This window comes from Pseudomonas protegens (assembly GCF_003732485.1).
Classification (GTDB): domain Bacteria; phylum Pseudomonadota; class Gammaproteobacteria; order Pseudomonadales; family Pseudomonadaceae; genus Aquipseudomonas; species Aquipseudomonas protegens_B.
Window position 1 is genome coordinate 85,791 of record NZ_MOAK01000054.1, and the last position, 25,794, is coordinate 111,584.

General features: G+C 64.3%; 23 protein-coding genes. 3 read left to right on the forward strand and 20 right to left on the reverse strand.

Translation table 11 applies throughout. The annotated features are described in order from the left end of the window. The 6 genes from BLX41_RS14340 to BLX41_RS14365 all read right to left on the reverse strand — a co-directional run. The coding region (locus tag BLX41_RS14340; RefSeq protein ID WP_123725444.1) for an NADH:ubiquinone oxidoreductase subunit N at positions 1 to 624 on the reverse strand (624 nt) is incomplete at its 3' end. A gap of 93 nt (positions 625 to 717) precedes the next feature. Next, complete coding sequence (locus BLX41_RS14345) at positions 718 to 2,166, reverse strand: efflux transporter outer membrane subunit (protein WP_123725417.1); 1,449 nt, start codon at positions 2,164 to 2,166, stop codon at positions 718 to 720. After that, the gene (locus tag BLX41_RS14350; RefSeq protein WP_123725418.1) at positions 2,163 to 3,053 is read right to left on the reverse strand and encodes an efflux RND transporter periplasmic adaptor subunit; all 891 of its coding nucleotides are present in this window, start codon (positions 3,051 to 3,053) and stop codon (positions 2,163 to 2,165) included. The genes BLX41_RS14345 and BLX41_RS14350 overlap by 4 nt, the downstream gene beginning before the upstream one ends. Then, positions 3,050 to 3,259, reverse strand: a complete 210-nt coding sequence (locus BLX41_RS14355; protein WP_123725419.1) for a DUF1656 domain-containing protein — start codon at positions 3,257 to 3,259, stop codon at positions 3,050 to 3,052. Before BLX41_RS14355 ends, BLX41_RS14350 begins: the two co-directional genes overlap by 4 nt. Beyond that, complete coding sequence (locus BLX41_RS14360; protein WP_123725420.1) at positions 3,256 to 5,343, reverse strand: FUSC family protein; 2,088 nt, start codon at positions 5,341 to 5,343, stop codon at positions 3,256 to 3,258. The genes BLX41_RS14355 and BLX41_RS14360 overlap by 4 nt, the downstream gene beginning before the upstream one ends. Further along, complete coding sequence (locus tag BLX41_RS14365; protein ID WP_123725421.1) at positions 5,340 to 5,768, reverse strand: MarR family winged helix-turn-helix transcriptional regulator; 429 nt, start codon at positions 5,766 to 5,768, stop codon at positions 5,340 to 5,342. The genes BLX41_RS14360 and BLX41_RS14365 overlap by 4 nt, the downstream gene beginning before the upstream one ends. Before the next feature lie 197 nt (positions 5,769 to 5,965). On the opposite strand from BLX41_RS14365, the gene BLX41_RS14370 reads away from it, so the two are divergent. Next, on the forward strand, positions 5,966 to 6,244 hold the full coding sequence (locus tag BLX41_RS14370; protein ID WP_123725422.1) for an antitoxin of toxin-antitoxin stability system: 279 nt from the start codon (positions 5,966 to 5,968) through the stop codon (positions 6,242 to 6,244). A gap of 171 nt (positions 6,245 to 6,415) precedes the next feature. Here BLX41_RS14370 and BLX41_RS14375 read toward each other — a convergent pair whose 3' ends face one another. From BLX41_RS14375 to BLX41_RS14385, 3 genes are all read right to left on the reverse strand, one after another. Beyond that, entirely contained in the window at positions 6,416 to 6,661 is a 246-nt protein-coding gene (locus BLX41_RS14375) for a DUF2789 domain-containing protein (protein ID WP_123725423.1), read from the reverse strand. 14 nt (positions 6,662 to 6,675) lie between these two features. Further along, entirely contained in the window at positions 6,676 to 7,137 is a 462-nt protein-coding gene (locus tag BLX41_RS14380; RefSeq protein WP_123725424.1) for an aminoacyl-tRNA deacylase, read from the reverse strand. A gap of 124 nt (positions 7,138 to 7,261) precedes the next feature. Then, positions 7,262 to 8,869: a glycosyltransferase family 39 protein gene (locus BLX41_RS14385; RefSeq protein WP_123725425.1), complete on the reverse strand. Its 1,608-nt coding sequence runs from the start codon at positions 8,867 to 8,869 to the stop codon at positions 7,262 to 7,264. Positions 8,870 to 9,078: 209 nt separating this feature from the next. Here BLX41_RS14385 and BLX41_RS14390 point away from each other — a divergent pair, with 209 nt between their 5' ends. Beyond that, a complete protein-coding gene (locus tag BLX41_RS14390) occupies positions 9,079 to 11,265 on the forward strand; it encodes a PA5441 family protein (RefSeq protein ID WP_123725426.1) in 2,187 nt (728 codons plus the stop codon). Further along, the gene (locus BLX41_RS14395; RefSeq protein ID WP_123725427.1) at positions 11,235 to 11,984 is read left to right on the forward strand and encodes a DUF3142 domain-containing protein; all 750 of its coding nucleotides are present in this window, start codon (positions 11,235 to 11,237) and stop codon (positions 11,982 to 11,984) included. Before BLX41_RS14390 ends, BLX41_RS14395 begins: the two co-directional genes overlap by 31 nt. A 94-nt stretch (positions 11,985 to 12,078) precedes the next feature. Here the strand turns inward: BLX41_RS14395 and BLX41_RS14400 are convergent, their stop codons facing one another. From BLX41_RS14400 to BLX41_RS14450, 11 genes are all read right to left on the reverse strand, one after another. Beyond that, positions 12,079 to 14,544, reverse strand: a complete 2,466-nt coding sequence (locus BLX41_RS14400) for a TonB-dependent siderophore receptor (protein WP_123725428.1) — start codon at positions 14,542 to 14,544, stop codon at positions 12,079 to 12,081. Positions 14,545 to 14,641: 97 nt separating this feature from the next. Continuing rightward, positions 14,642 to 15,595: a FecR domain-containing protein gene (locus BLX41_RS14405; RefSeq protein WP_123725429.1), complete on the reverse strand. Its 954-nt coding sequence runs from the start codon at positions 15,593 to 15,595 to the stop codon at positions 14,642 to 14,644. Further along, a complete protein-coding gene (locus tag BLX41_RS14410) occupies positions 15,592 to 16,101 on the reverse strand; it encodes a sigma-70 family RNA polymerase sigma factor (protein ID WP_102882666.1) in 510 nt (169 codons plus the stop codon). The genes BLX41_RS14405 and BLX41_RS14410 overlap by 4 nt, the downstream gene beginning before the upstream one ends. A 70-nt stretch (positions 16,102 to 16,171) precedes the next feature. Next, positions 16,172 to 17,668, reverse strand: a complete 1,497-nt coding sequence (locus BLX41_RS14415; RefSeq protein WP_123725430.1) for an efflux transporter outer membrane subunit — start codon at positions 17,666 to 17,668, stop codon at positions 16,172 to 16,174. Further along, entirely contained in the window at positions 17,665 to 18,735 is a 1,071-nt protein-coding gene (locus BLX41_RS14420) for an HlyD family secretion protein (RefSeq protein ID WP_123725431.1), read from the reverse strand. Before BLX41_RS14420 ends, BLX41_RS14415 begins: the two co-directional genes overlap by 4 nt. 14 nt (positions 18,736 to 18,749) lie before the next feature. Beyond that, complete coding sequence (locus BLX41_RS14425; RefSeq protein WP_123725432.1) at positions 18,750 to 20,294, reverse strand: MFS transporter; 1,545 nt, start codon at positions 20,292 to 20,294, stop codon at positions 18,750 to 18,752. Between the two features lie 359 nt (positions 20,295 to 20,653). Next, the gene (locus tag BLX41_RS14430; RefSeq protein WP_123725433.1) at positions 20,654 to 21,580 is read right to left on the reverse strand and encodes a LysR family transcriptional regulator; all 927 of its coding nucleotides are present in this window, start codon (positions 21,578 to 21,580) and stop codon (positions 20,654 to 20,656) included. Positions 21,581 to 21,795: 215 nt separating this feature from the next. Next, on the reverse strand, positions 21,796 to 22,662 hold the full coding sequence (locus BLX41_RS14435; protein WP_123725434.1) for an ABC transporter permease: 867 nt from the start codon (positions 22,660 to 22,662) through the stop codon (positions 21,796 to 21,798). A 33-nt stretch (positions 22,663 to 22,695) separates the two neighbouring features. Continuing rightward, on the reverse strand, positions 22,696 to 23,550 hold the full coding sequence (locus BLX41_RS14440; protein ID WP_123725435.1) for an ABC transporter ATP-binding protein: 855 nt from the start codon (positions 23,548 to 23,550) through the stop codon (positions 22,696 to 22,698). 5 nt (positions 23,551 to 23,555) lie between these two features. Beyond that, a complete protein-coding gene (locus tag BLX41_RS14445) occupies positions 23,556 to 24,593 on the reverse strand; it encodes an ABC transporter substrate-binding protein (RefSeq protein ID WP_123725436.1) in 1,038 nt (345 codons plus the stop codon). Positions 24,594 to 24,619: 26 nt separating this feature from the next. Then, complete coding sequence (locus BLX41_RS14450; RefSeq protein ID WP_123725437.1) at positions 24,620 to 25,507, reverse strand: TauD/TfdA dioxygenase family protein; 888 nt, start codon at positions 25,505 to 25,507, stop codon at positions 24,620 to 24,622. Positions 25,508 to 25,794: the final 287 nt, after the last annotated feature.

A 25,794-nucleotide genomic window follows, 5' to 3' on the forward strand; every position in this document is an offset into this window, starting at 1 on the left:
GATTTCCAGGGCATCGAGCTGATGGTCGAAGCTCTTGAGACGGGCGCTCCAGGTGTAGACCAGCACTTCGAAATCCCGGTCGATCACCGGGCTGTTGCCACGGGATTCGCCACGGGGATCACAGAAATCCAGCTGGTAACGCTCCCGCGCCATGGCGGTGGCGACATCCGACAGTTCCCGGGCATTGTTCAGCCAATGGCGCCCGTCATCGGCCTGTTTGTCCAGCAGGATGCACTGCTTTTTCAGGGCTTCCAGGCTCTTTTCCAGAGGAGTGCCGGTGAGTTCGCCCATGACTTCGGCGAAGGTCCGCCCCGGCTGCCAGTAGCTGCCCCAGAAGTAACGGTCGAACACGGTCTCAACCCGGCGCAGAGCCACCTTGGTGTCCCAGATGATCACCAGGGTCTTGCTCTGTTCGAGCTGTCTTTTCTTGATTTTCTGACTCTGCAACGAGGCCCAGGCCACCACGCCGATGGCCATCACCGCGATCAGCGCGCTGGCGCTGTCGAGGAACACCATGGCCTTGTCGATCTGGTGGGCCAGCATGATGCCGTAGAAGTAGGTGGCAGACAGCAGCACCAGTGCACAGAGCGCACACCAGAAGCCCGGAGCATAAGGGTTTTTCATTATTGGAATCCCCATGACCATCACATGCTTTGATCGGCTGGAAAGCCCGTTGCACGCAGGACTGTTCCAACTGATCAAAGCATAGCAACGGCCTCAGGGTTTCGCGGCTTGCGAGCCTTGCGTTCGTCCGCTTTCCCAACCGCCGCCCAGGGCCAGGAACAGATCGATCTGACTCATTGCCACCTGAGTATTGGCCGCCGCCAGCTGCGCGCGCATATCGGTGTAGGTACGGGTGGCTTGCAGATCGGCGAGGAAGGACGCGCGTCCGGCCTGGAAGAAACGGTGAGTCTGGTCCGCCGCCAGTTGCGCCGACTGCTCGGCATCCGCCAAGGCATCACGGCGTTGCAACTGGGCGCTGTACTGGGCCAGGCCGGTCTGGGTTTCACGAATGGCGTTGAGCACGACCCCGTCGAAATGGGCCAGGGCACCCTGGCTCGCCGCTTCGGCCTCATGAATGCGTTCACGGGCGCCGTTGGCCGGCACGGTCCAGCTGATCAGCGGACCGAAACCCCAGCGGTTGGTGGAGGGCTTGCCGAGGTTGTCGAGAATGCCCACGGTGCCAACGGTGGCGCCGATGCTGATATCGGGATAAAGGGCCCCGGTGGCGACGCCGATTTCTGCGGTGGCGGCGGCCAGCCGGCGCTCGGCCTGGCGTACATCGGGACGACGCTTGAGCAGCGCCGCACCATCGCCCACCGGCAGCAGTTGGGCGATATGGGGCAACTGGGCGCAACTGCCGGTGCCGGCGGGCAATTGCTCCAGCGGCTTGGCCAGCAGCATCGACAGGCGGAACAGCCCCGACTGGCGCGCCGCCTCATAGCGCGGCAGTTCGGCGCGCAGGGACTTGAATTGGGTCTGGGAGCGGGTGACCTGGGTTTCGTCGCCGCGCCCGGCATCGCGCAGGCGCTGGGTCAACTCGGTGCTCTGGGCTTGCAGGCTCAGGGAGTGCTCGGCGATTTCCCGCTCTTCGTTGGCCGCGCAGACCTGGGTATAGGCGCGTACCACGTCTGCCACCAAGGTGATACGCGCCGTGTCTGCCGCCGCCTGGGTGGCATCGGCATTGGCCTTGGCTGCCTCAATGCCCCGTTGCAAGGTGCCAAACAGGTCGAACTGATAGGAGGTGCTGATGGACAGGTTGCCGACGTTGGCCACCGGCACTTTTTCCGGCAGCAGGAAGGCTTCGCCGGACTCCTGCAGACGCTCGACCCCGGCCTTGACCCCACCGCTCCAGCCACCGGCGGCCTGGGCCTCATCCACCTGAGCCCGGGCCCGGGCCAGGTTGGCCGCGGCCACCCGCAAATCGGTGTTGGAGGCCAGTGCCTGCTGCACCAACTGGTCCAGGCGCGGGTCCTGGTACAGGCGCCACCAGTCGGCGGGTACCGGCGCCGACACCACGTTGGCGCCCTTGGCGCTCAACTGGCCCTGCAAATCCTTGCGCTGCACCGCAGCATCCCCGGGCACCTGGTAATCCGGCCCGACCATCTGGCAGGCCGAGAGCAGCAGGCCGAGCCCGGCCAGGGCCAAACGCGCGCCGTTGTTCATTGGCCGGGCTCCTGCTTGGCCTGGTCGTCGAGGATCGACACCGTGGCGGTGCGCCCGGCGATCATGCGAAAGTCCGCCGGCACATCGTCGAAGGCGATGCGCACCGGAATCCGTTGCGCCAGGCGCACCCAGCTGAAGGCCGGGTTGACGTTGGGCAGCAGGTTGGAGCCGCTGCTGCGGTCACGGTCCTCGATCCCGGCGACGATGCTTTCCACATGCCCGCGCAGCCGCGCGCGGTCACCGACCACGCGGATATCCACGGCCTGGCCGACATGGATGCCATCGAGCTTGGTTTCTTCGAAATAGCCGTCGATGTGGAAGGAGTTGCTGTCCACCACCGACAGCACCGGGCGCCCGGCGGTGACGAACTCCTGGGTACGCGGTGCGCGGTCGTTGACGTAGCCGTCCACCGGGCTGCGCACCACCGAACGGTCGAGGTTGAGCTGGGCACTGTCCACTGCCACCTGGGCCTCGGCCAGGGCCGACTGGGCACGAGCCTCGCGGGACTGGCTTTCTTCAAGCTGCTCACGCGGCACCAGGTTGCCCAGGCCACGGTTGCGCTTGGCCTCGCGCTGGGCCTGGGCCAGGGTTTCCTGACGATCGGCCAGGGCGGCCTTGGCCTGGCGCAGGGCCAGCTTGAAACGATCCTGGTCGATGCTGAACAACACCTGGCCGCGCTGCACCAGCTGGTTGTCACGCACCTGCACCTGCTGGATCAGCCCGGACACGTCCGGGGCGATCTGCACGATATCGGCGCGGATGTGCCCGTCCCGGGTCCAGGGCGCGAACATGTAGTACATCACCATGCGCCAGACCACCACGACCGCGAAGGTCACCACCAGTAACGTCAGGACCACACGGCCAATGGTCAATAAAGGTTTTTTCATGTCATCAGGTATCGACTGAGAGAGTCCACGGCGCCCAGTAGCAGAGCGTAGAGACCCACGTTGAACAGCGCCCGGTGCCAGACCAGACGATAAAAGTGCAAGCGCGTCAGCACCCCGTGCACCAGCAGGTACAAGCAATAGGTGATACCCATCAGCACCAGCAGCGTGGGCAGGAACACCCCGCTGATATCCAGATCACCGATCATAGGGGCGCTCCATCGATGCCATGGGGAAGGGGTTCTTCAAGCTCGCCGGTGGCGACGAATTCCACCCCTGGCAGCAGCGCCAGGCGCAAGCCACTGAGGGCATGCAGCAGGTGCAGGCGGGTTTCGTCGTCGCCTTGCAGGCCCTGGCTGTTGAGCGCTCGCCGGGTGCGGTCCAGGGTCATCAGCAACGCACTGGGAGCGGGTAGGCGTTCGCCGGCCTTGAGGCAGGCCTTGAAGTATTCGCCGACCTCGGCCACCACCTGCCGCAGCAGGGGCCTGGCCACACCCTGCACCCGCGGCGCGTAGGCCTGCAGGTCCAGCACGTTGAGTGCCACGCGCAATTCCCGCAGGGCCACGCCGGTGTCCTGGCCGGTCATGGCCAGGCGCGGCAGATGCTGCATCAGGCGGTCGAGCATCTGGGCGCCCATGTGCCGGTGTTCAGCCAGGGTCGCCGGTTCGCTGAGGCTGACGATGTCGCGCCAGCTGAAACGGGTCAGGCGCTTGGCCGCCAGCTCGGAGCCGAACGGCCGGGCGATCAGGGTCCAGACAAAGGCGAACAGCAGACCCATGGGCCCGGCCAGGTTGGAGTTGGCGAAGCTCAGGAAGTCCGCGTCGTAGGCGCCCTGGATGCTGATGAAGGACGAGGTGTTGACGATGGTCAGGAGCATGCCCAGGTAGAACCGCGGCTGTACCGTCAGGGTGCCGACGCAAATGAAGGGCACGGCAAAGGCCAGCACCAGCATCGGGAAGTCATGCAGGTTGGGCAGGATCAGGAACAGGTAGAGGCTGGCGAACAGCACCGACATCGCAGTCCAGAAAAAGAACCGGTAGATCTGCGGGGCCGGGTCGTCCATGGAGGCAAAGAAGCTGCAGGCCACCGCCGCCAGAATCACCGCGCTGCCGCCGTCGGTCCAGCCCAGGAGAATCCACAGCACCGAGGCGACAATGATCGCGAGCACCGTCGAGCCCGCCGAATACAGCATCAGCCCGCGGTCGAGAAACGGCGTCAGCCGGCCCAGCCGCCAATGCCGGTACACCGCGCGCCAGGGGGCCTGGCTCTCGCTCTGGATGGCGTGCTGCAGGCTGCGGCAGTCCTGCCACAGGTCGATCCACTCGCCGAGGCGATACAGAGCGTTGGACAGCAGCAGCTGGCGCCGGTCATCCAGGGCTTCGGGGCTTGGCTGCAAGGCTTCGAGTTCATCGCGCAGGGCCTGCCAGCGCTCCACCGAAGCATCCCGGGCGGTGCCTTGCAGCCATTCATCGGCCTTGGCCAGCAAAGGGGCGAACTGCGCCACCAGCTCCGGGGTACGCCGTTCCAGGGCATACAGGGCATCGTCCAGGGCATCCACCACCGGCAGCAGGTTGATCATCCGCCCGCGCAGCTCCTTGGTGTTGCGCACGGTCTGCGGCCGGGCACCTTCGTGGGGCAACTGGCCGATCATCAGTTCCAGGGTGTTGAAGGTGCCCACCATGGACGCGCGCAGCGCGCTGACTTCCTCGGGCTGGACGCTGCGGGTCAGGAAGCGCTGGCTGTAGATCGCGGCATCGGCAAACCACTTGGCGGCCGAATCGACGAACACCGGGGCCAGCCGCCGAGGCCAGAACATGCTGCCGATCACCGCGGCGCAGATGATGCCGAGGAAAATTTCCTCGGTCCGCGCCTCGGCCACGTCCCAGACCCCAAGGGGGTTGTCCACCACCGGCAGGGCGATCAGCGGCAAGGTGTAGCCGGCCAGCATCAGGGCGTAGTTGTTGGCGGTGCGCAGGTGCATGGACAGGAACAGCAGGATCCCGGTCCACAGGGCGATGATCACCACCAGCAGGTAGGGGCTCTGCACGAACATCGGCACCAGCAGCACCGCAGCCGCCGCGCCGAGAAAGGTGCCGATCGCCCGGTACAGGGCCTTGGAACTGGTGGGGCCGACGTAGGGGCTGGAGACGATGTACACCGTGGCCATCGCCCAATAGGGACGGGGCATCTGCATCAGCATGGCGATGTACAGGGCGATCATCGACGCGGCGAAGGTGCGTACGCCGTAAAACCAGTCCCGCGCGGGGGGCATGCCGGTAAAGAAGCCTTTCAAGATGGCAGCACCGGCACATGACTGGCGGACTCGAAGGCGCGAATCACCCGCAGCGCCGCTTCCAGGTCGGCGCTGCTGATGCCTTCCAGCACTTCATGACGCAGGCGCACCAACTCGCTCTCCACGGCTTGCACCAGCTCGCGGCCGCTGTCGGTCAGGCTCAGGCACTTGGCCCGGCGGTCGTGGGGGTCTTCACTGCGGCACACATAGCCGGCGCTGCACAGTTGATCCAGCAAACGCACCAGGGATGGGCTTTCCATCCCCGCGGCCTGGGCCACCGTGACCTGACGCACGCCCTCGCCCAGGCGCCCGATCATCAACAGGGGCACCGCGCAGGCTTCGGAGATTCCAAAGTTGACCAGGGTGGTCTGGCAGATCCGCCGCCAATGCCGGGACGCGACCACCATGCCACTGCTGATATTCATGTGGAGTGATTCAAGGGAGTTGGACACAAGACTGTTTGCACACTGTTAGTTTGCTAACTATCAATATGGCATCCACGGATAAATCCAGTCAAGTTTTGTAACAATTACCCAGGCCAAGCGTCCTGCTGATCCGCTTCCAGCCAGAACGGATACTGAAAAGGTTTGTGCTTTTTCATGACTTTTTGCGGAGAACGCTCATGCCCAAGCACGCCGTCTTTACCATGAAACTCGAAACTGAACTGCGGGATCAGTTCATGGCGCAAGCACAAGCCTGTCACCGTCCGGCCTCGCAGATCATTCGCGAAATGATGCGCGATTTCGTCCAGAAGCAGCACGAATCCCGGGAGTACGAAGCTTTTTTGCAGCAGAAAGTTCAGCTCGCCCGAGCCTCTTTAGAGGCTCAGCACGGGCACAGCCATGAAGAAATAGAAGCCGAGTTCGCTGCCAGGCGCGCCCGAGCATCGAGGCTCGAATGAACATCGCCTGGGTTCCGGAAGCCGTAAAGAACCGCACGGACATCTGGGATTAGCTGTACGCCCTCAATCCAAGGGCAGCCGTTGAGATGGACAGGCGCTTTAGCGAATGCGTCGAACATCTGATCCTCAATCCACACATTGGATCTCTTCTCGCCAATGGCCACCGCCGAGCTAGCCCCCTCGCCCCCTGCGCAACAGCACATCCAACTGATCCACCACCTCCGCCCAATCGGCATCGTCGAGCAGTTCATCGCGCAGGAAATCGGCCTGGCTCTTGCTCCAGAAGAACGCGTCCGCCAGGTGCAACTCCGGTTTCAGCGGGGAATGGGTAGCGATGAATCGATCGATGCTCACCGGGTCATCGGCCAGCCCCAGCTGCTTGAACAGCGCCGGTAGATTGTGGGTCGGTGATTCCATGGTCTGACTCCTGATCAGTGAGAAACTTCGCAAACCTGGGCGTGGGGCACCATTTTCAGGTACTGAGCCATGCTCATGTGCACCAGGTTGTGGTGATTGCCGGCCTCCAGATAGATGTCCTTCTGCCGGGTCAGCCAAGGGTCGATGACGACATCCAGGCCGTAGGATTCGCCAAGCGCCGGCACCGCGCCGCGTTCGCAGTCATTGAACAGATGGGCCAGGGTGCTTTCCCGGGTGATCTGCCATTCACCGCTGCCGCGGACCTTGCTCAAATCCAGATGACGGCTGGCGGGCAATACCGCCATCAGGTAGTGGCCGTGGTGATCGTCGAGAATCACCGATTTGGCCACCCGTTCCGCGGGAACCCCCGCCACGCGTGCGGTCTCCAGGCTGCTGGCCGAGTGAGGGTGAGTCACCAGATCAAATTCGCAATGCGCCTGCTCCAGGCTGCGTTGCACGGTTCTTGCCATACGCATGATGCACCTCGGTGCCCCGAAACCGGTTCGAGGCGGCAGGTTGACGTCCTGTTGCTCCCTCAGATGAGTCTAGGTCGGGCCACGCTTGCCGCACCGCGCAACTTCCGAACGGCATTCAGTCCGTTCACGGTGCGCGGCAAGGCATTGCCACAGAGGCGCACATGACAAACAGCCGGGCTCGGGTGCTGCCTGCGGCGAACTCGGTGAGTTGATGCCAGCCGGCCGGCAAAGGCGCGAATTCCTCGGATTGATCGTCGGTTCCCACCAGCCAGACCCGACCGCTGCCCACCGGCAACGAGCCCAGTTGATCCAGGTAGACCTCATCCGGTTGGTCGATCAGGGTGCCGAAACCATAGGCGTTCGGCCTGCTGGAGGCGCCCTGCGGCAACGGCGGCGTATACAGCAACGGCTGGGCATCGGTGCGGTTGTAGTAGACGTAGCTCAAGTACCAGAGCATGTCGCTGATGACGATGCGGTCGCCCGGGGCGTAGTGGGTGTTGACGTAGTCCACCATCACGCTGATCTGGTCGTTGACGTCGACATCGGTGTTGTTTCGCAGCCCCTGGGCCTCGATCCCCACGAAGACCAGCAACAGGGCCAGGGCCAGCAGTCGTGCCGTTCGCAGCCAGCGGTCGATGACCATCGCCACCATCAACGGCAGGCCCAGGGCATAGGCGGTCAGGTAGCGTTCAATGAACACCGGGGAAATGAACGACACCGCAAACACCAGCAACAGCGGCAACAGGGTAAAGCTCGTCAGCAGCCCACCCAGCCTGGTCCGCGAGTGGTCACGCCACACGGGCACCAGGCAGACCAGCAGCATCAGCAGCGGCAACCCCACGAACAGCGGCCAGGGCAGGCTGTCGCCTTCGTCCTGGAGCAACAACTGCCAGATCATCGCCGGCAGGGACGACCAGGTCACCGCAGGCTCCCAACCGACATCGCCACCGGCCTTCAACTCGTCCAGGTGCCGCAGCAGCTCCAGCAGCTCGGGAACCCAGGGCAGATACAGCACCACGACGCAGGCATTGGCCAGCCACCAGACCGGCCGGCCGAGCAAACGCCGACCGTCCTCGGCCCGGGCTCCCGATAACGCCAGGTACAGCCAATGGGCCAGAACACATAGCGCCGTGAAGTAATGGGTGTAGAACGCCAGCGCCAGCAACAGGCTGTAGATCAGCAAGTAGCGCCGGCGCTGTGGCTGGCGCACCCAGTACGCCAGGGCCAGGGTCGCCCCCAGCAGCAACATGCCCAGCAGGGCATACATGCGCACTTCCTGGCTGTAGCGCACGGCGGTGGGCAGCAACGCCAGGAGCACCCCGGCAAGAATCGCCGCTCGTCGACTTGCCAGCAGCGCCACCAGCCAGACGCCCAACCCCACCGTGACAATCCCCGGCACGGCGCTGAACATCCGCACCGACAAAATGCCGTCGCCGAACAGTTCGATCCAGCCATGCAGCAGCATGAAATACAGCGGCGGGTGGACATCGCGGGCCGCATGCCACCAGATCTTCGCCAGGGAATACTGGCTGAGCAACAGACTGGAGCCTTCGTCGCCCCAGATGGCAGCCGCCGTCAGGTCATAGAAGCGGACGCCGGCGGCCAGCAGCAAGATCGGCAGCAACCCATACTCCAGCACCCGACGAGCCAGCCGCTGCAGCCCTGCGCCCTGCTGCACCACCGCCTGCTGCGACAAACGCCCGACCAGATCCGGCGCTTTGCGAAACTCCATTCCCCGCTCCCCTCACCCGCATGACGTGGCAGCAATGACCGACACAGCATCTTCTTTTGCCTGGAAAACCGCAAAGGCCAGACACGCCCGACAGCCGTTGCAAAACGTCGGAATCTTCGCCGACGGCATAGGTGCGCCTCCAGCGCCTTCTGTATGATTCGCCCATCTTCAAGGTGCTCCCTCGCGGCTTTGCGAATTAAGGACAATTCATGCGTATCGGTCTTCTTCCATCATTGACCCTGGCCTTGGGCACCTTGTTTGCCGCCCCGGCCCAGGCCAGCTCCGATGACATGTGCTTCCCGAGCTGGAAGCTCTACTCCAACCAGCTGGACGCCTGCAGCAACCTGCCCTTTCTCAGCCCGGGCAACGACAGCCGGGTCAACCTGCGCCTGCTGCTGGCCGACCAGGGCAGTCTGCCTTTGACTCCCCGGGCCTTGACCCAGGATGACCTGGGCCTGGGTTTCGGCCCCGTGCCCTTCCCGGCCTATCGCCTGCGTCCGGCAGATCCCGATACCAGTAGCGAGTCCAAGGCCACTCCGGCACCCGCCACCGAGCAGCTCGACAACCAATTGCAGGCCCTGGGCCTGAGGCGCGATAGCAAGGACAGCGCCGGCGACGCTTTTTTGTCCGGCGAGGGCAGCCGCTGTCGCAGCAACTCGGACGCCAGCGCCCTGGCGTTTGTCGAACAGCTCAACAAGACGCAACTCAGCGACGAGGAGCGCCAGGCCCTGGCCGAGGCCCGGGTGCAACTGCTGGCCAGCTGCGACTGGAACGCCAGCGAAATGAGCAGGCTGCTGCCAGGCAACCTGAACTCGGCAGAGGCCAAGGCGTTCGCCCGCTACCTGCAGGCTGCCGCCGACTTCTATAGCGGCCGTTTCAGCGAAGCCGGCAACGGTTTTGCCGCCCTCAAGGACAATCCCCAGCCCTGGCTGGCTGAAACTGCGGCCTACATGGGCCCGCGCACCACGCTCAACCTGGCCCAACAGAACGCCTTCGATGAATGGAGCATGGTCAGCCTGGAGCATGTGGACAAAACCGTCCTGCAACAGGCTGGAAGCGGTTTCGAGGACTACCTGAAAACTTATCCACAGGGACGTTACGCCGTGTCCGCCAAGGGCCTGATCCGACGCGTGCACTGGCTGGCGGGCGATGTCCAGGCGTTGGCCGACGACTATGCCCAGCAATTGACCCAGGCTCCGGGTACGCCACGCAACATGCGCCTGGAAGACGTGGTGGAAGAAGTCGACTACAAACTGCTGAGCATTCCCGGCGACAACTTCCAGGCCCCGCTGCTGCTGGCGGTCAGGGACCTGATGCGCATGCGCGCTGGGACGCCTCCGGCATTGACCCGGGAAGCCCTGCAACAGCAGGAAGCCCTGTTCGAAGAGCAACCGGCATTGTTCGACTATCTGCAGGCAGCCTTCAGCCTGTATGTGGAGCAGCAACCGGCCGCCGCACTCAAGCAACTGCCCAGCCAGCTGCCGGCGCAACTGGACTACCTGAGTTTCAGCCAGCAGACCCTGCGCGGCCTGGCCCTGCAGGCCCAACAGGACTGGAAAGGCGCCGAGGCGCTGTGGCTGCAACTGCTGCCCCTGGCCAAGCAGCCCCTGCAACGGGAACAGCTGGAACTGGCCCTGGCCTTCAACTACGAGCGCAGCGGCCAACTGGCCAAAGTGTTTGCCGCCGATTCACCGATCAAGACCACCCAGGTCCGCGACATTCTCCTGCGTCAGGTGGCCTCGCCCAAGCTGCTGCGCCAGCAGGCCCAGCAGGCCGACTCCGCCACCGAGCGCAACACCGCCTGGTTTGTGCTGCTGTACAAGGACCTGACCCGCGGCCAGTACGCGGCCTTTGGCGAAGACTTCAAGCAACAACCCAGCCCCCTGCCCGAAGAAACCCTCAGCCGCGGCCTGGGCTACCTCTTCGACTATGGCCCCTCACTGGCGGTATTCCAGTGGTACGGCAAGCCTGACAGCGGCGAAGAGAGCAGTTACGCCTGCCCGAGCATCAAAGACAGCGCCGCAGCCCTGCAACAGGACCCGAAAAACCCGGCCGGCTTGCTCTGCCTCGGGGAATTCATGCGCCTGAACAATTTCGACCAGATGCCCCTGGATACGCCACCCAATGCCCAATCCCTGGGCGGCACCCAGGACAACTTCCCAGGCAAGCCCTTCTCGCGACTCGATGGTTATCAGGTGGTGATCAACAACCCCAAGGCCAGCCGTGACGAACGCGCCTATGCCCTGTACCGGGCGATCTACTGCTACGCCTCCTCCGGCAACAACCGTTGTGGCGGTGCCGGCGTCGAACCGGCCGTGCGCAAGGCCTGGTTCCGCCAGCTCAAGGGCCAGTTGGGGGACACCCAATGGGGCCAATCGCTGCGTTACTACTGGTGAATCCAAAACGCCTGGCCGGCTGCCTGCTGTCACTGTGCCTGTACTGGGCAGCCCCGGCAGGCGCCAGCGTAGACGCGGCGCAATACGACGCCTTCTGGCTGTGGAGCGGGGTCAAGGCCCAGCCCGTGCTGGCCCGGGCCAAGACCCTGTACATCCTCCAGGGGCAGATCAGTCGCTCGCGGCGCCATCCCGGGCGCGGTGTCGAGCTCATTGCCCAGGGTCTGCCGGTGTCGCAGCTGCCCCAGGAGCAGGTCTGGGTGGTCTACCGCGCCCACACCCTGGCCTGGCCGGAGTCGCTGTATCGCCAGTTGCTTGGCCAGGTGCACCGCTGGCATGCCACGGGCACCGCGGTGATGGGCATCCAGATCGATTTCGACAGCAGCACCCGCGACCTCGAACGCTACGTGAGTTTCCTGCGCGACCTGCGCCAGCGCCTGCCGGCGCACTACCGCCTGAGCATCACCGGCCTGATGGACTGGGGCAGCAACGCCGACCCGCAAGCCATCGGCCAGCTCAAGGGCATAGTGGATGAAGTGGTGGTGCAGACCTACCAGGGCCGCCATAGCATTCCCAACTACGCAGCCTACCTGCCGCGTCTGGACCGCATGGGCCTGCCCTACAAGGTCGGCCTGATCCAGGGCGGTGACTGGCAGGAGCCCCAGGCGCTGCGCGATAGCCCCTGGTTCAGGGGCTATGTGGTGTTTTTGCAGAATCCTTGAGAGCAAGGCGGTCTGGCGGACGCCTTCGCTGGCAAGCCAACGCCTGCAAAAACCCAAAGCGCACAACGGTCCAGCCCATCAGCCTGATGGCCCCTTACCAGTCATAGGTCAAACTCGACACCATGGTCCGCCCCTCACCGTAGTAGCAGTCCCAGATGCTGGTGCAATTGGCGACGTAGGTCTTGTCGGTGAGGTTCTTCACGTTCAGTGCCAACTTCACGCCCTTCCACTGCAGCGGCGATTTCTCCAGGTCGTAGCTCAGGCTGGCGTCGTACACGGTGTAGGAGGGGATCTGGAAGGCGCCATCGTAATCGGTGCCATAGCTGCCCTTGACGTAGCGGGTGCCGACGCCTGCGCCCAGACCCGCCAGCGGTGTGTCGCCAAGGATCGTGTAGTTGAGCCACAGCGAGGCGGTCAACGGCGGCATCCCTGCCGGATGACGCCCTTCGCGCCCGTCGTTGTCCTTGGTGTACTTGATGTCGTTGCGCGACGCCGAGGCAATCACGTCCAGCGATTCGCTGAGGCTGGCCTTGGCTTCAAGCTCGATCCCACGGGAGCGCACTGCGCCACTCTGGACGCTGAACCCGGGGTTGGCCAGGTCGGAGGTCAGGATGTTTTCCTGGTCCAGCTGGTAGGCCGATACCTGGACGAAGCTCTCCTGGCCCGGCGGTTGGTATTTCACCCCCACTTCGTACTGCTTGCCGCTGGACGGCTCGAAAGCGCCGCCCTGGCGACTGGTGCCACTCAACGGCAGGAAGGATTCCGAATAGCTGACAAAGGGCGCCAGCCCGTTGTCGAACAGGTACACCAGCCCGCCGCGCCCGGTGAAGGACTGGCTCTTGGCATTGGTATGGCCACCATTGAGCGGCGTCTTGTTATCGGTTTCCGCCCAGTCGTTGCGACCGCCCAGCACCAGCACCCACTTCTCGTACTTGATCTGGTCCTGCACATACAGGCCGGTCTGGATGATGGTGTTGTCCCACTGGTAAGGATTGCCGAAATTCAGCGACTGGCCGTAAGTGGGGGTGAACATGTCGAGGATCGGCGGGTTGTAGTCGTACTTGCCGTGAAACTTGGAGTTGGAGTGGTAGTAGTCCAGCCCCATCACCAAGGTGTGGCTGAAGGGCCCGGTGTCGAACTCGGCCTGGGCGATGCTATCCACGCCGTAAACCTTGTTGTGCTGCTTCCAGTCCACCCCGTAGCGGGTCATGTAGCGCTGGTCGTTGAGGCCGGTCTTGGGATTGGTGACGAACTTGTAGCCGTGCAGCGGCGCACGGTAGCGGTCATCGACGTCGGCGTAGCGGGCGTTCTGCTTCAGGGTCCAGACATCGTTCAGGCGATGGGAGAACTCGTAGCCGAGGACGAACTGGTCGCGGTCGTAGGCATTGACCCCGGGCTCGCCGAGAAACAGGTCGCGGTCGATCTTGCCATTGGGGTTGGCGAACACCGTGCCCACGCTGGGCAGGCCCTGGGCCTCGGGTACGTCATTGTCCTTCTGGTACTGGGCGAACAGCGTCAGCTGGGTGTCGTCATCGGGCCGCCAGGTCAGGCTCGGGGCGATGAACTGGCGCTGACGCTGGACGTAATCGACGGCGTCCTGGCTGTCGTTGGCCAGCCCGGTCAGGCGATAGAGGAACTGCCCCTGCTCATCCAGCGGGCCACCCAGGTCCAGGGCGATGCTCTTGTGGTCATAGCTGCCGGCTTCCAGCACCAGCTGATGCAAGGGAGTTTCGGTGGGCCGCTTGCTGACCATGTTGACGATGCCGCCCGGCTGGTTCTGCCCGTAGAGCACCGAAGCCGGGCCCTTGAGCACTTCGATGCGCTCCAGGGCATAGGGCTCGATCTGCAGGGCACCGCCGGTACTGCCGCCGCCATAGGGCAAGTGCAGGCCATCGAGGTACATCGGCGTTGGGGAAAAACCGCGGGAGGTGGGTTCGTCGAAAATCTTCACCCGGTCGGAAAAGCCACCGCCGGTCATGCCCGGGGTGTAGAGCAGCGCTTCGGTCACGCTATGAGCGCCGCGCGCCTTGATCTCCTTGGCGCCGATCACGTTGATGGTCTGCGGAATCTCCACCAGCGCCGAGTCGGTCTTGCTCCCGGTGGCGCTACGCTTGGCGACGATTCCCGGCACCGCGCCCCAGGCATCCTCGGTCATCTGCGTGGCGCCGATCCGGGTCGGCGTCAGTTGCAGCGCGCCGTTCTCGGCCAAGGGTTGCAGGCCCCAGCTGGCACCGGTTTGCACCGCCTGCAAACCACTGCCGGCCAGCAACGTCTGCAGGCCCTGTGCAACCTCGTAACGCCCATGCAGGCCGGCACTGTGCTTGCCGGCCGTCATGCTCGCATCCACCGACAGGAGAATCCCCGCGGCACTGGCGAAACGATTCAGGACCTGATCGAGATTGCCGGCGGCAATCTGGTAGTCCCGCGCCTGGCTCTGGCTGCCACTGTCGGCCTGGGCCATGCCCGGCAACACCGGGGCCATGGCCAGCAGCGCGACAAAGGCGCGGCGGCGGGCAGCGGTGCCCAGGGTCAAAATGGATGCTGTGGTCTGGTAAGGCATTCCTGAACTCCCCATGAGAATGCGTCTTGATCGGCTTTCATGGGGTATCCCGGACAGCTCGGCAGAATCGACAATCGCGCAGAAATTTTTTTTACCATCAGCTCCGCGGCTTGAGGGTCACCCAGTAGCGGGTCACCGCGTGCGCTCGCACCGGCAGCGAACGTTCCAGGGCCGCGAGTACCGCATCGCTGTCCGCCAGGGGGAAGACTCCGGTGAGCAACAGGCCGGCCACCTGCTCGTCGCAACGCAACAGCCCCGGGCGATAGCGCGCCAGTTCGGTGACGAACTGCCCCAGGGGCTGGCGTTCGGCAATCAACCGGCCCTGGCTCCAACTGCTGGCATTGACTTCAGCCACTTGCCGCGCCGAAACCCGCCCGGCGCTGAACCACAGACGCTCGCCGGCATTGAGTTGCACAGCCTGGGCATGCCGGGGACTGACCCGCAGCGCACCTTCGTAGAGATCGACCCGGGTGCCGCCCTCCAGCTCGCGCACGGCAAAGCGCGTGCCCAGGGCCTGGATATCTCCGGCGGCGGTTTCGACGATCAGCGGCCGCGAGGAATCATGCCCGCTGGTGAGCAGGATCTCGCCCTGGATCAGGCGGATGCGCCGCTCACTGGCACTGAACAGCAGGTCGACGGCGCTGGCGCTGTTGAGGTCCAGGCGACTGCCATCGCTCAGGGTCAGGTGGCGAATTTCTCCGGTGGCCGTACGCTGCCCGGCAAAGGCCGCCCGCCAAGGCTGGCTGTCCTGGACCAGATAACCGCTGCCCCCGGCCACCAACAGCAAGCCCAACAGTTTCAGCGCGGCACGTCGTTGCGGGTCCGGGGCCTGGGCCAGCAGCACATGGGCACTGTGCTCCGGCACCCCGCCCAGGGTCTGCTGCAGTTGCTGCAAGCGCTGCCAGGCCCGGCGGTGTTCGGAATCGGCCTGCTGCCAGGCCACGAACGCCTCGCGCTGCTGCGCATCGAGCTCCCCGCCCCAATGCAGCATCAGCCATTCACTGGCCTGCTCGACGATGGCGGGAGCAATGGGTGCCTGATGAACCTTCATTCTTCGTAAAGCACCTGATAGCAAGCCTGGATCGCACGGATCATGTACTTCTGCACCGAACTGACGGAAACCTCCAGGCGCTCGGCAATCTGGGCATAACCCAGCCCTTCGAACTGCGACATGACAAAGGCCTGGCGCACCTTGTCCGGCATGCGATCGAGCATGGCGTCGATCTGCATCAGGGTTTCGAGGATCAGTGCGCGGCTTTCCAGGGAGGGCGTCTGGGGTTCCGGCAGGTGGGCAATGCTTTCCAGGTAGGCGCGCTCGATGCGCAACCGGCGCCACTGGTCGATCACCAGATTGCGCGCGATCTGCGCCAGGTAACTGCGGCTTTCCTGGTGCCCGGGAAAGCGCCCCGACAGCAACAGGCGCAGGAAAGTGTCCTGCGCCACGTCCGCCGCATGCTCGCGATCGCCCAGGCGCTTGCGCAACCAGCTCTGCAGCCAGCCATGATGATCTCGATACAGGCGATGGAGCTGGGCGTTACCGTCAGTGGTTGCTTCCATGAATGAAACTGCACACATGATTGAGAGCAATTATCATTACACTTTTTTCTCAATCCAGGCAAAAAGGCTTTCAGTGCCCCTGACTGGCGGCGTGCAGCGGATACACCGACTCCCAGCCTCCCCCCAGCGCCTTGTACAAACCGACCATGGACAGGGACACCCCGGCCGAGCTTTCCACCAGTTGCTCCTGGGTGGCCAGCAAGGCGCCCTGCACGGTCAGGACGTTGACGAAATCCACCACCCCTTCGACGTATTGCTGTTGCGCGGTGCGCAAGGCGATCTGATTTTGCCGCACCGCTTCGGCCAGGCTGTCGCGGCGCAACTGGCTGGCGTTGTAGCGGGTCAACTGGTCGTCGATTTCGTGCCAGGCCCGCAGCACGGTCTGCTGATAGGCCAGGGCCGCTTCCTGCTGCTGGGCCTCGCGCAACTGGAGCATGCCGCGCAAACGACCACCGTCGAACAGCGGCAGGCTGAACTGCGGGCCGATGCCGAACTGGCGGGAGCTCCAGGAACCAAAATCTGCCAATTGCAGGGCTTGGGAACCGAAATTGCCGGACAAGGTAATGCGCGGATAGAAGTCCCCCTTGGCCACGCCGATGCTGGCCGTCGCCGCATGCAGCCGTGCCTCGGCCTGGCGGATATCGGGGCGGCGTTCGGCCAGCTGCGACGGCAAACCAATGGCCACTTGGCTCGGAGGTTGGGGCACCGGCGCGTCACTGGCCAACTCTCGGTGCAGGGCCTGGGGCGGTTCGCCCAGCAGCAGACTCAGGGCATTGATCAACTGCGCCTGACGCTGTTGCAGCTCCGGCAGTTGTGCCTCGATGGTGGCGACCTGGGCCGCCGCTTCGGCCACATCCAGGTCAGTGGCCACGCCATCGGCCAGACGCAATTGCGAGAGTTTCAGACTGTGACGAGCGACGTCGAGGTTCTGCTCGGTGACCGCCCGGGTGCTCTGCACGCCACGCAGTTGGATATAGTCCTGGGCGGTTTCCGCCAGCACCGACAACAGCACGCCACGCCGATCGTTCTCCGCCACTTCCAGGGTGGCGTCGGCGGCTTCGGTTTCACGCCGGACCCGGCCCCAGAGATCCAGCTCCCAGGCGGCGGAAAAACCCGCTTCCCAGAGATTGAAGGCGGACTTGCCGTTGTTCCCCGACGGGTCGTTCAAACCTTCGGCGCTGTTGCGCTTGCGCCCGTAGCCGCCATTGGCCGAGGTGCTCGGGTAGCGCTCGGCGGTGATCACCTGGCGCGCCGCGCGGCTTTGCTGCAAACGGCTACTGGCCAGTTGCAGGTCGAGGTTGTCGGTCAGGGCTCGGCGGCTCAGGGCGGACAGCTGCGGGTCGTTGAACACCTCCCACCAGCGCTCCTGCATGGCACTGTCCACCGCCTGGCTGGCGGCGGCCTGTGCAGGTGTCGACCAGGCCTGGACCTGGGTCGCCTGGGGCCGCTGGAAATCCGGGCCGACGCTGCAGGCGCCCAGCGCCAGCAGGCTCAGCACCAGCAATGAAGGGCGACACGACAGGCGCCTTGGCAACGAACTCTCTTGGATGTGCCGCTCGATACTCATCGCTGGGTCACCTCGCGGGCACTCGTGGTGGAGCTGTGGGTGTCCACGCTGGCTTCCACCGACATGCCGACCCGCAGGCGCTCGGCCATGGGCTGGTTGGGGTCCAGGAGGATCTTCACCGGAATGCGCTGTACCACCTTGGTGAAGTTGCCGGTGGCGTTGTCCGGTTTCACCGCCGCGAAGGTCACGCCGGTGGCCGGGGCCAGACTCTCGACGCGGCCATGCAGGGTCTCGCCGCCCAGGCTGTCGACCCGCACCTCGACCGTCTGCCCGGCGTGCATGGCGGTGAGCTGGGTTTCCTGGAAGTTGGCCAGCACATAGGCCTGCTGCAGGGGCACCACGGCGAGGATCTTACTGCCGGGAGTCACATAGGCGCCGACCCGTACCGCACGCTCGCCGACCATGCCGTCCACCGGGGCGACGATGCGCGTGTAGGACAGCTCGTAGCTGGCCATTTCCAGTGCGGCCTGGGCCCGTTTCAGACCGCCTTCGGCCGCGTCGCGCTGGGCAGTGAGGATCTCCACCTGCTTGCGCTCCGCTGCCAGGGCCGCAGTGGCCGTGGCCAGCCGGGCGCTGGCCTGGTCGATGCGGGTCTTGGCCTGCTGGGCGTTCTGCACGGTGCCGGCGCCGACCCCTGCCAGGTGGTTGTAGCGATTGAGTTCGTGCTCGGCAAAGGCCATTTCGGCCCGGGCCGCCCCCAGTGCCGCCTGGGCCTGGGCAATCACCGAACTCTGCCGGTCCAGGGTGGCCCGGGCGTTCTGCAACTGAGCCTGGGCCACCAGGGTTTCGGCATCCGCCGCCTGGGCCGCGGCCCGCAGGTCACGGTCATCGATCAGCGCCAGCAGCTGCCCGGCCTTGACCTGCTGGTTGTCCTCCACCAGCACTTCCTTGATAAAACCGGCCACGCGCGGCGCCACCAGGGTGTAGTCGGCGGCGATGAAGGCGTCGTTGGTGCTCTGCTCGCTGGAGCGGCCGAACAGACCCGGCGCCACCAGATAAGCCAGCACGCCAAGGGCAGCTACCGCCACCACAGCGACGGCGATTTTGTCTTTGCTCTGGATCGTCATAAAAACCTTCTCGTTCAAGTGGGCGCCCGCGGTGGATAGATCCGCGTCGGCAGCCAGAAAATCAGCAGGATCAGCGCAGCGGCCACCCCTGCCATGCAGAAATAGAGATCGGCGGAAGTCAGCACCACGGCTTGCTGGTGCAGGCGCTGAGCCAGCCCGGCCACCCGGTCGTCCACCAGGGGCGAATTGCCCAGGCTGTCCACCAGCATCGTCGAGTGGAAATGCAAACGGTGGGTGGTGAGCACATCCAGCACCCCGGTGGCGATCACCGCCGCCAGACCTTTCACGGTGTTGAACCAGGCCGAAGCGAAGGGCCCTTCCACTGGAGTGATGCTGCCGGTGGAGAGCATCAGCAACGGCAGCACCGCCATTGGCTGGCCGAAGATCTGCAGCAGTTGCAGCCCATAGAAATCGTCACGAATCCAGGCCGAGGTCAGGTGCGTGCCCCCCAGGCAAGACAGCACCAGCATGCCCAGGCCGATCCCCAGCACCCAGCGGCAGTCGACCCAGCGCAGGTTGCACAGGGCCGCCACCAGCGGCAGGGCAAGCAGTTGCGGCAAGGCCATCACCAGCATCACCGGGGCGGTCTGCAACGGACGATAGCCCTGGACCTGAGTCAGGTAGGCCGACGGGATGATGATCACCGCGGTCAGTACCACCAGCACCCCGGCCAGGGTCAACAGGGCGAAGGACAGGTTGCGGATGCCGAGCATCTGCAGCTTGAAGAAGGGAATCGGCTGCGACCATTCGTTGATCATGAACAGCACCAGCAACACCAGCCCGCCGACCAGCAGCACACTGATCAGCGGCGACTCGAACCAGTCCAGGCGATTGCCCTGGAGGATGCCGATCACCAGCATGCAGATCGCCGGAAAGCCCAATAGCAGCCCGCGCCAGTTGAACTGCTTGAAACGCTCCAGACGCAACGGGTCCTGGGGCAGGCCGTAAGCCACCGCCGCCATGGCCAGCAGACAGGGCGCCACCACCTGCCAGAAGGCCCAGCGCCAGCCCACATATTCGGTCCACAGTGCCGCCAGGGGGGTGCCCAGGCTGGGGCCGAAGGTGGCGGTCAGGGCATAGCCGGCCAAGCCGTAGAGCTTGACGTTGGCCGGCAGGAACCGCAGGGCCACGGTCATCAGCATCGGCGGCAGCGCGCCTCCGGCCAGGCCTTGCAGCGTGCGCAGCAGCAACAGGCTCTGGTAGTTCGGGGCGAAGGGGCACAGCACCCCCAACAGGGTGAACAGGCCAATGGCACACAGGGTGAAACGCCGCAGGGAAAAGGTCACCGAACACCAGGGCGCGAAGGCCATGGCCGCCACCGAGGTGGCGGTGTAGCACGCCACCAGCCAGGTGCCTTCGTCGAATCCGATGAACAACGCACCGCGGATATCCGCCAGGGCGATCTTGGTCACCATCTCGTTGAGACCGGAGACCAGCACCGCCAACAACACACCGACCAGACCGATGATGATTCGCGGCCCGAAGATCGGTGGTGCAATGGCTGCCGGCTTGCTGGCGGCTTCAACCGAAGCAGGCGCAGCGACAGCGAGGGAACTCATGGAAATACTGCTCCAGACAAGAAAACCAGAGCAGTTTATGAACAGCCAGTGCTGACGAAAACTGACTTATCGACAGTTTATAAGTGCACCAAATGCAACGATCATCCCCTGTTAATCGTAGGAGCTGGTTCGCCAGCGAAGAGGCCCTCAAGACCGCATTCGCCGGCAAGCCGGCTCCTACACGGGCGACGCAGATTGCAAATGCACCGTAGGAGCTGGCTTGCCAGCGAAGAGGCCCTCAAGATCGCATTCGCCGGCAAGCCGGCTCCTACACGGGCGACGCAGATTGCAGATGCACCGTAGGAGCTGGCTCGCCAGCGAAGAGGCCCTCAAGACTGCATTCGCCGGCAAGCCGGCTCCTACGAAGAGGCCGGCTGGGCTTCTTGCCAGGTGGCCTGGCAGGAGCTACGCAGGGTTTCGCGAAACCATTTGTGCGCCGGGTCCTTGTCGTAGCGCGGGTGCCAGGCCTGGGTCAGGACCAGGGTCGGCAGGGAAATCGGCAGGACGAAGGAGCGCAGGCGCAGGCCCAGGCGCGAAACGCTGAGCAGTGTTTCCTGGGGCACCGGCAGGATCAGGTCCGAATCCGGCAGCATGAACATGGCGGCGTGAAAGCTCGGGGCAATCAGCGGCACCCGGCGCTCCAGGCCCTGCTCCGCCAGCGCCGCATCGATAGGTCCACGGGCGATGCCCCGGCGAGACATGCTGATATGGGGAAACGCGGCAAAACGCTCGGCGGTGATGTCCTCGTCCAACAGTGGATGGTCTTCGCGCACCAGGCCGACAAAGGCGGTAGTGAACAGGTTCTGCACCTTCACTTCCGGGGTCAGGGGCCGGGTGTTGCTGATCCGCAGGTCGATCCGCCCCTCCCGCAGGGCCTCGTCATCGCCATCGCCTTCCGGCACAAAGCGCAGCTCGCACAACGGCGCCTGACGCTCCAGGGTGTCGATGAGGCGACCGCCATAGACACCGACGAAAAAATCGTTGGCGCGCACATTGAAGCGCCGTCGCAACGACAGCAGGTCCACCTGATCCGCCGAACGGAACAACAGCGCGGCCTGCTCCACCAGATCACGCACCTGGCTACGCAGCTCCAGAGCCTTGGGGGTGGGCACCAGGCCACGCCCGGCCCGCACCAGCACCGGGTCACCCAGGGCTTCGCGAATCCGCGTCAGGGTACGGCTCATGGCCGCCGGGCTGAGGTTCATGCGCCGCGCGGCGCCGACCACACTGCCCTCGTCCAGCAGGGCATCGAGGGCGACCAGAAGGTTCATATCCGGGAGTTGCATAGTGAGCACTCATGACTGGTCAGGGATGATCCAGGCGCAATGCTAGCAGGCTTGGCGCCGCGGAAAATGAGGCAGATCAATCCTTGCCCGGCCCCTCACTATCCGTAGGAGCCGGCTTGCCGGCGAACAGGCCCCCGAGTCGGATGCAAACCTGGAGGACGCCTTCGCTGGCAAGCCAGCTCCTACGGTTGGGGGTGAGTCCGGTGGGGGGCAGTTCAGCGCTGCATGCCCCAACGTTTCACCGTGACGCGCTCCAAGGTGTCGAAGATCAGATTCTCCACCAACAGGCCGATGAGGATCACCACGGCCAAGCCGGCAAACACCTTGTCGGTGTACAGCTCGTTGCGGTTCTGGAAGATGTACCAGCCCAGGCCGCCCTTGCCGCTGGTGGCGCCGAACACCAATTCAGCAGCGATCAGGGTGCGCCAGGCGAAGGCCCAGCCGATCTTCAGCCCGGCGAGAATCGACGGCAGCGCCGCCGGGATCAGGATGAACAGCACCAGGCGCAGGCCCTTGAGGCCATAGTTGCGCCCGGCCATGCGCAGGGTTTCGCAAACCCCGAGAAACCCGGCGTAGGTATTCAGGGCCAAGGCCCAGAGCACCGAATGCACCAGCACGAAAATCAGGCTGTTCTGTCCCAAGCCGAACCACAGCAGCGCCAGGGGCAACAGGGCAATGGCCGGCAGCGGGTTGAACATCGAGGTCAGGGTGCTCAGCAGGTCACGGCCGAACTGGGTCGAGACCGCCAGGGTGGTCAGGGCGAACGCCAGGACAATACCGATCAGGTAGCCCTTGAGCAGCACCACCAGGGAAATGCCCACCTTGCCCAGCAGTTCACCACTGATCAGGCCCTGGTACAGGGCGCCGGCGGTTTGCACAAAGCTGGGCAGCAACAGGTCATTGTTCTGGTAGCGGGCCACGGCTTCCCACAGCAGCGCCAGGAGGATCAGGATCAGGCCCTTGCGCAGCCAGCCCTGCTGCCAGAGTCGCTGGCCCAAGGGCAGCTCTCGTTCCAGCGGGACTTGCAGCAAGGGTTGCAGGACTACTTCGTATTCTTCGCGCACAGGGGATGACTGGCTCATCGGGCGTTCCTCGTTCAACGTCAGCCTGACGGCTCAATAGGCGATACGGATATCGGCGAAATCCAGCTCGGTTGCGGTTTCAGGCCCCTGGCCTTCATCGAACAGCAAGCGATGAATACGCTGTGCCGTCTGCTGGAAAGCCACGCCGCCAAGGCTTTGCAGGTCGTACTGGTGGCTGTGGACTTGCGCCCGCACCCGCCCCGGATGCGGCGACAGCAGGAGGATGCGATTGCCCACCACCAGCGCCTCTTCAATGGAGTGGGTAACGAACAGCAAGGTGAAGCGCACCTCCTCCCAGAGCAGCAGCAACTCCTCCTGCATCTTGCGCCGGGTCAGGGCGTCGAGGGCCGCGAAGGGCTCGTCCATCAGCAGGATCTTCGGCTGCATGGCCAGGGCGCGGGCAATCGCCACCCGGGCCTTCATGCCACCGGACAGGGTGTGCGGATAGGCATCGGCGAAAGCCGCCAGGCCGACCTTGGACAGGTAGTGCAGGGCGCGCTCTTCGGCTTCGCGACGGCCGAGGGCTTTCGACGCCAGCAGCGGAAACATCACGTTCTGCTTCACGGTTTTCCAGGGCGGCAGCTGGTCGAACTCCTGGAACACCACGATGCGATCCGGCCCAGGCTGACTGACTCGCCGACCCTGCAGGCGAATCTCGCCCTCGCAAGGCTGGATGAACCCGGCCACCGCCTTGAGCAGGGTCGACTTGCCGCAGCCCGAAGGCCCCAGCAGGACAAAACGATCGGCCGGATCAACCTCGAAACTCACCTGGTGGGTGGCCCGTACCACGCGCTGCGGGGTGCGGTATTCCAGGCTGACTTGATCCACCGCCAACAGCGCTTCGGCGGTGGGGTTGCTGGCCGTGTGGCCTGGCAAGGGAGCGTTCATGGCAATCAGCTCCCTTGCAGCGGTTTGGCGTCCTGGAAGAAGTAGTCCTTCCACGATTGCGGCTTGTTCTTGATGGCGCCAACCCGGTACAGGAACTCCGCCAGCGGGTAGGTGTTTTTCGGCGTCACGCTGAATTCGAACTGCGGGTTGTCGATGATCTTCAGCAGCGCGGCGCGGTCGATCTTGGCCTTGGTCACGCGGATGTAAGTGTCGGCGGCCGCGCCTTTGTCGTTCTGGGCGAACTCGGCAGCTTCAGCCAGGGCTTCGACGAAGGCCTTGTAGGTTTTCGGGTTGTCGTTGCGGAATTTCTCGGTGGCGAACAGCACCGTTGGCGAGTTCGGGCCCAGCAGGTCGTAGGTATTGAGCACCACATGCACGTTGGGGTTCTCCAGGGCCTGATCCTGGAACGGCGGGTTGGAGAAGTGCCCGGTCAGCTCGGTGCCGCCGGCAATCAGCGCGGCGGTGGCGTCCGGGTGAGGCACGGCGATGGTGTACTTATCCAGGCGATTGAACTCCTGGTCGCCCCATTGCTTGGCCGCAGCGTATTGCAGGAAGCGCGACTGCACCGAGACGCCCACCGCCGGCACCGCGATGCGGTCCTTCTCGGTGAAGTCGGCGATGGTCTTGACCTTGGGATTGTTGCTCACCAGGTAGTAGGGGAAGTTGCCCAGGGACGCCACGGCCTTGACGTTCTGCCGACCATGGGTGCGGTCCCAGATGGTCAACAGCGGGCCGACGCCGGCCCCGGCAATGTCGATGGAGCCGGAGAGCAACGCGTCGTTGACCGCTGCGCCGCCGGACAGCTGGGTCCAGTCGACCTTGATGTCGATGCCCTCTTGCTTGCCGTGCTTTTCAATCAGGTTCTGATCGCGCACCACGTTGAGCAGCAAATAGACGATGCCGAACTGTTCGGCGATGCGAATTTCGCCTTCGGCATGGGCCGCCGTCGGGGCCACCAGGCTGCCGGCCAGCAGACTGAAACCCAGGCCGATGGCCGTGGCCAGTTTGCCGAGGCGGGGAATGAAGGGAATGGATAAGGACATGATGATTCTCCTGCCGTGCCTGGCGATCAGTAAGGGGCGTCGCCCTGGATGGTGGTGCGATACAGCTTGCGGCGCAGATGGCTCGGGCAACCGGCGGCCAGGTGGATCAGCGAGCGGTTGTCCCAGAACACCAGGTCGTGGGGCTGCCATTGATGGCGATAGATGTTTTCCGGCAGCACGCTGTGGGCGTACAACTCGGCCAGCAATTGGGCGCTTTCGTCTTCCGGCAGGCCAACGATGCGGGTGGTGAAGCCCTCGCTGACAAACAGCGCCTTGCGACCGTTTTCCGGGTGGGTGCGAACAATGGGGTGCACCACCTCGGCGACCTGGGCCAGTTGTTCCGGGGTCAGGGTCGGGCGCCAGTTGCCCTCGAACTTGGTCTCGCTGTAGCGGGCCGTATACGAGTGCGCAGCGCTGCGGCCCTCCACCGCCTTGCGCAAGGCCTCGGGCAGGTTGTCCCAGGCTTTGTGCATGTCGGCGAACAAGGTGTCGCCACCTTCAGCCGGCAACTCCTGGGCGTGCAGCATCGAACCCAGGCTGGGCAGTTCCTTGTAGGACAGATCCGAGTGCCAGAACTTGCCGGCGTCACCCAGGCCGATGGACTGGCCGTTCTCGATGATGTTGGAAACGATGAGGATTTCCGGGTGCCCGGCCAGCAGGAACTGCTTGAGCACATGGATCTGCAGCACGCCGAAACGGCGGCTGAAGGCGATCTGCTGTTCCGGGCTGATGCGCTGGTCGCGGAACACCAGCACATGGTGATCCAGATGGGCGCGGTGGATGCGGGCGAAGTCCCGATCGTTGACTGGCCGGGACAGGTCCAGGCCGATGATCTCGGCACCCACGGCGCCACTGAAGGGACGGATTTCGAAGGCTTGTGCGGCGATGGGCGCGGCACTGGCTGATGCAGACATGACTGAAAACTCCCGCGCAGGCGCGCCCAGGGCGCGCGCGTCGATCAGAAACTCACGGAGATCCCGTGTGGGTTCATTTCGTGCGGCGCGCCGATTGGTCGGCAGGTACGCAGGGAGTCAACTTTATAGATATAAGAAAGCGAATTTAAATACCGTTAGCGAATAACGATATGTTGATTCGGGCGGTGCGATACCTGGGGACGCTGCGCTATCGACGTCTCGATGAGACGAACTGTAGGAGCCGGCTTGCCGGCGAAGGCGCTCTCACGGGCCCCTTCGCCGGCAAG

What these genes read in the sequence shown, in the direction of transcription:
- BLX41_RS14435 (WP_123725434.1), bottom strand. Translation starts at nt 22,662, where the DNA reads ATGAGCCAGTCATCCCCTGTGCGCGAAGAATACGAAGTAGTCCTGCAA.
- BLX41_RS14440 (WP_123725435.1), bottom strand. Translation starts at nt 23,550, where the DNA reads ATGAACGCTCCCTTGCCAGGCCACACGGCCAGCAACCCCACCGCCGAA.
- BLX41_RS14400 (WP_123725428.1), bottom strand. Translation starts at nt 14,544, where the DNA reads ATGCCTTACCAGACCACAGCATCCATTTTGACCCTGGGCACCGCTGCC.
- BLX41_RS14375 (WP_123725423.1), bottom strand. Translation starts at nt 6,661, where the DNA reads ATGGAATCACCGACCCACAATCTACCGGCGCTGTTCAAGCAGCTGGGG.
- BLX41_RS14410 (WP_102882666.1), bottom strand. Translation starts at nt 16,101, where the DNA reads ATGGAAGCAACCACTGACGGTAACGCCCAGCTCCATCGCCTGTATCGA.
- BLX41_RS14390 (WP_123725426.1), top strand. Translation starts at nt 9,079, where the DNA reads ATGCGTATCGGTCTTCTTCCATCATTGACCCTGGCCTTGGGCACCTTG.
- BLX41_RS14420 (WP_123725431.1), bottom strand. Translation starts at nt 18,735, where the DNA reads ATGACGATCCAGAGCAAAGACAAAATCGCCGTCGCTGTGGTGGCGGTA.
- BLX41_RS14355 (WP_123725419.1), bottom strand. Translation starts at nt 3,259, where the DNA reads ATGATCGGTGATCTGGATATCAGCGGGGTGTTCCTGCCCACGCTGCTG.
- BLX41_RS14395 (WP_123725427.1), top strand. Translation starts at nt 11,235, where the DNA reads ATGGGGCCAATCGCTGCGTTACTACTGGTGAATCCAAAACGCCTGGCC.
- BLX41_RS14425 (WP_123725432.1), bottom strand. Translation starts at nt 20,294, where the DNA reads ATGAGTTCCCTCGCTGTCGCTGCGCCTGCTTCGGTTGAAGCCGCCAGC.
- BLX41_RS14365 (WP_123725421.1), bottom strand. Translation starts at nt 5,768, where the DNA reads ATGAATATCAGCAGTGGCATGGTGGTCGCGTCCCGGCATTGGCGGCGG.
- BLX41_RS14405 (WP_123725429.1), bottom strand. Translation starts at nt 15,595, where the DNA reads ATGAAGGTTCATCAGGCACCCATTGCTCCCGCCATCGTCGAGCAGGCC.
- BLX41_RS14350 (WP_123725418.1), bottom strand. Translation starts at nt 3,053, where the DNA reads ATGAAAAAACCTTTATTGACCATTGGCCGTGTGGTCCTGACGTTACTG.
- BLX41_RS14370 (WP_123725422.1), top strand. Translation starts at nt 5,966, where the DNA reads ATGCCCAAGCACGCCGTCTTTACCATGAAACTCGAAACTGAACTGCGG.
- BLX41_RS14430 (WP_123725433.1), bottom strand. Translation starts at nt 21,580, where the DNA reads ATGCAACTCCCGGATATGAACCTTCTGGTCGCCCTCGATGCCCTGCTG.
- BLX41_RS14385 (WP_123725425.1), bottom strand. Translation starts at nt 8,869, where the DNA reads ATGGAGTTTCGCAAAGCGCCGGATCTGGTCGGGCGTTTGTCGCAGCAG.
- BLX41_RS14450 (WP_123725437.1), bottom strand. Translation starts at nt 25,507, where the DNA reads ATGTCTGCATCAGCCAGTGCCGCGCCCATCGCCGCACAAGCCTTCGAA.
- BLX41_RS14380 (WP_123725424.1), bottom strand. Translation starts at nt 7,137, where the DNA reads ATGCGTATGGCAAGAACCGTGCAACGCAGCCTGGAGCAGGCGCATTGC.
- BLX41_RS14445 (WP_123725436.1), bottom strand. Translation starts at nt 24,593, where the DNA reads ATGTCCTTATCCATTCCCTTCATTCCCCGCCTCGGCAAACTGGCCACG.
- BLX41_RS14345 (WP_123725417.1), bottom strand. Translation starts at nt 2,166, where the DNA reads ATGAACAACGGCGCGCGTTTGGCCCTGGCCGGGCTCGGCCTGCTGCTC.
- BLX41_RS14415 (WP_123725430.1), bottom strand. Translation starts at nt 17,668, where the DNA reads ATGAGTATCGAGCGGCACATCCAAGAGAGTTCGTTGCCAAGGCGCCTG.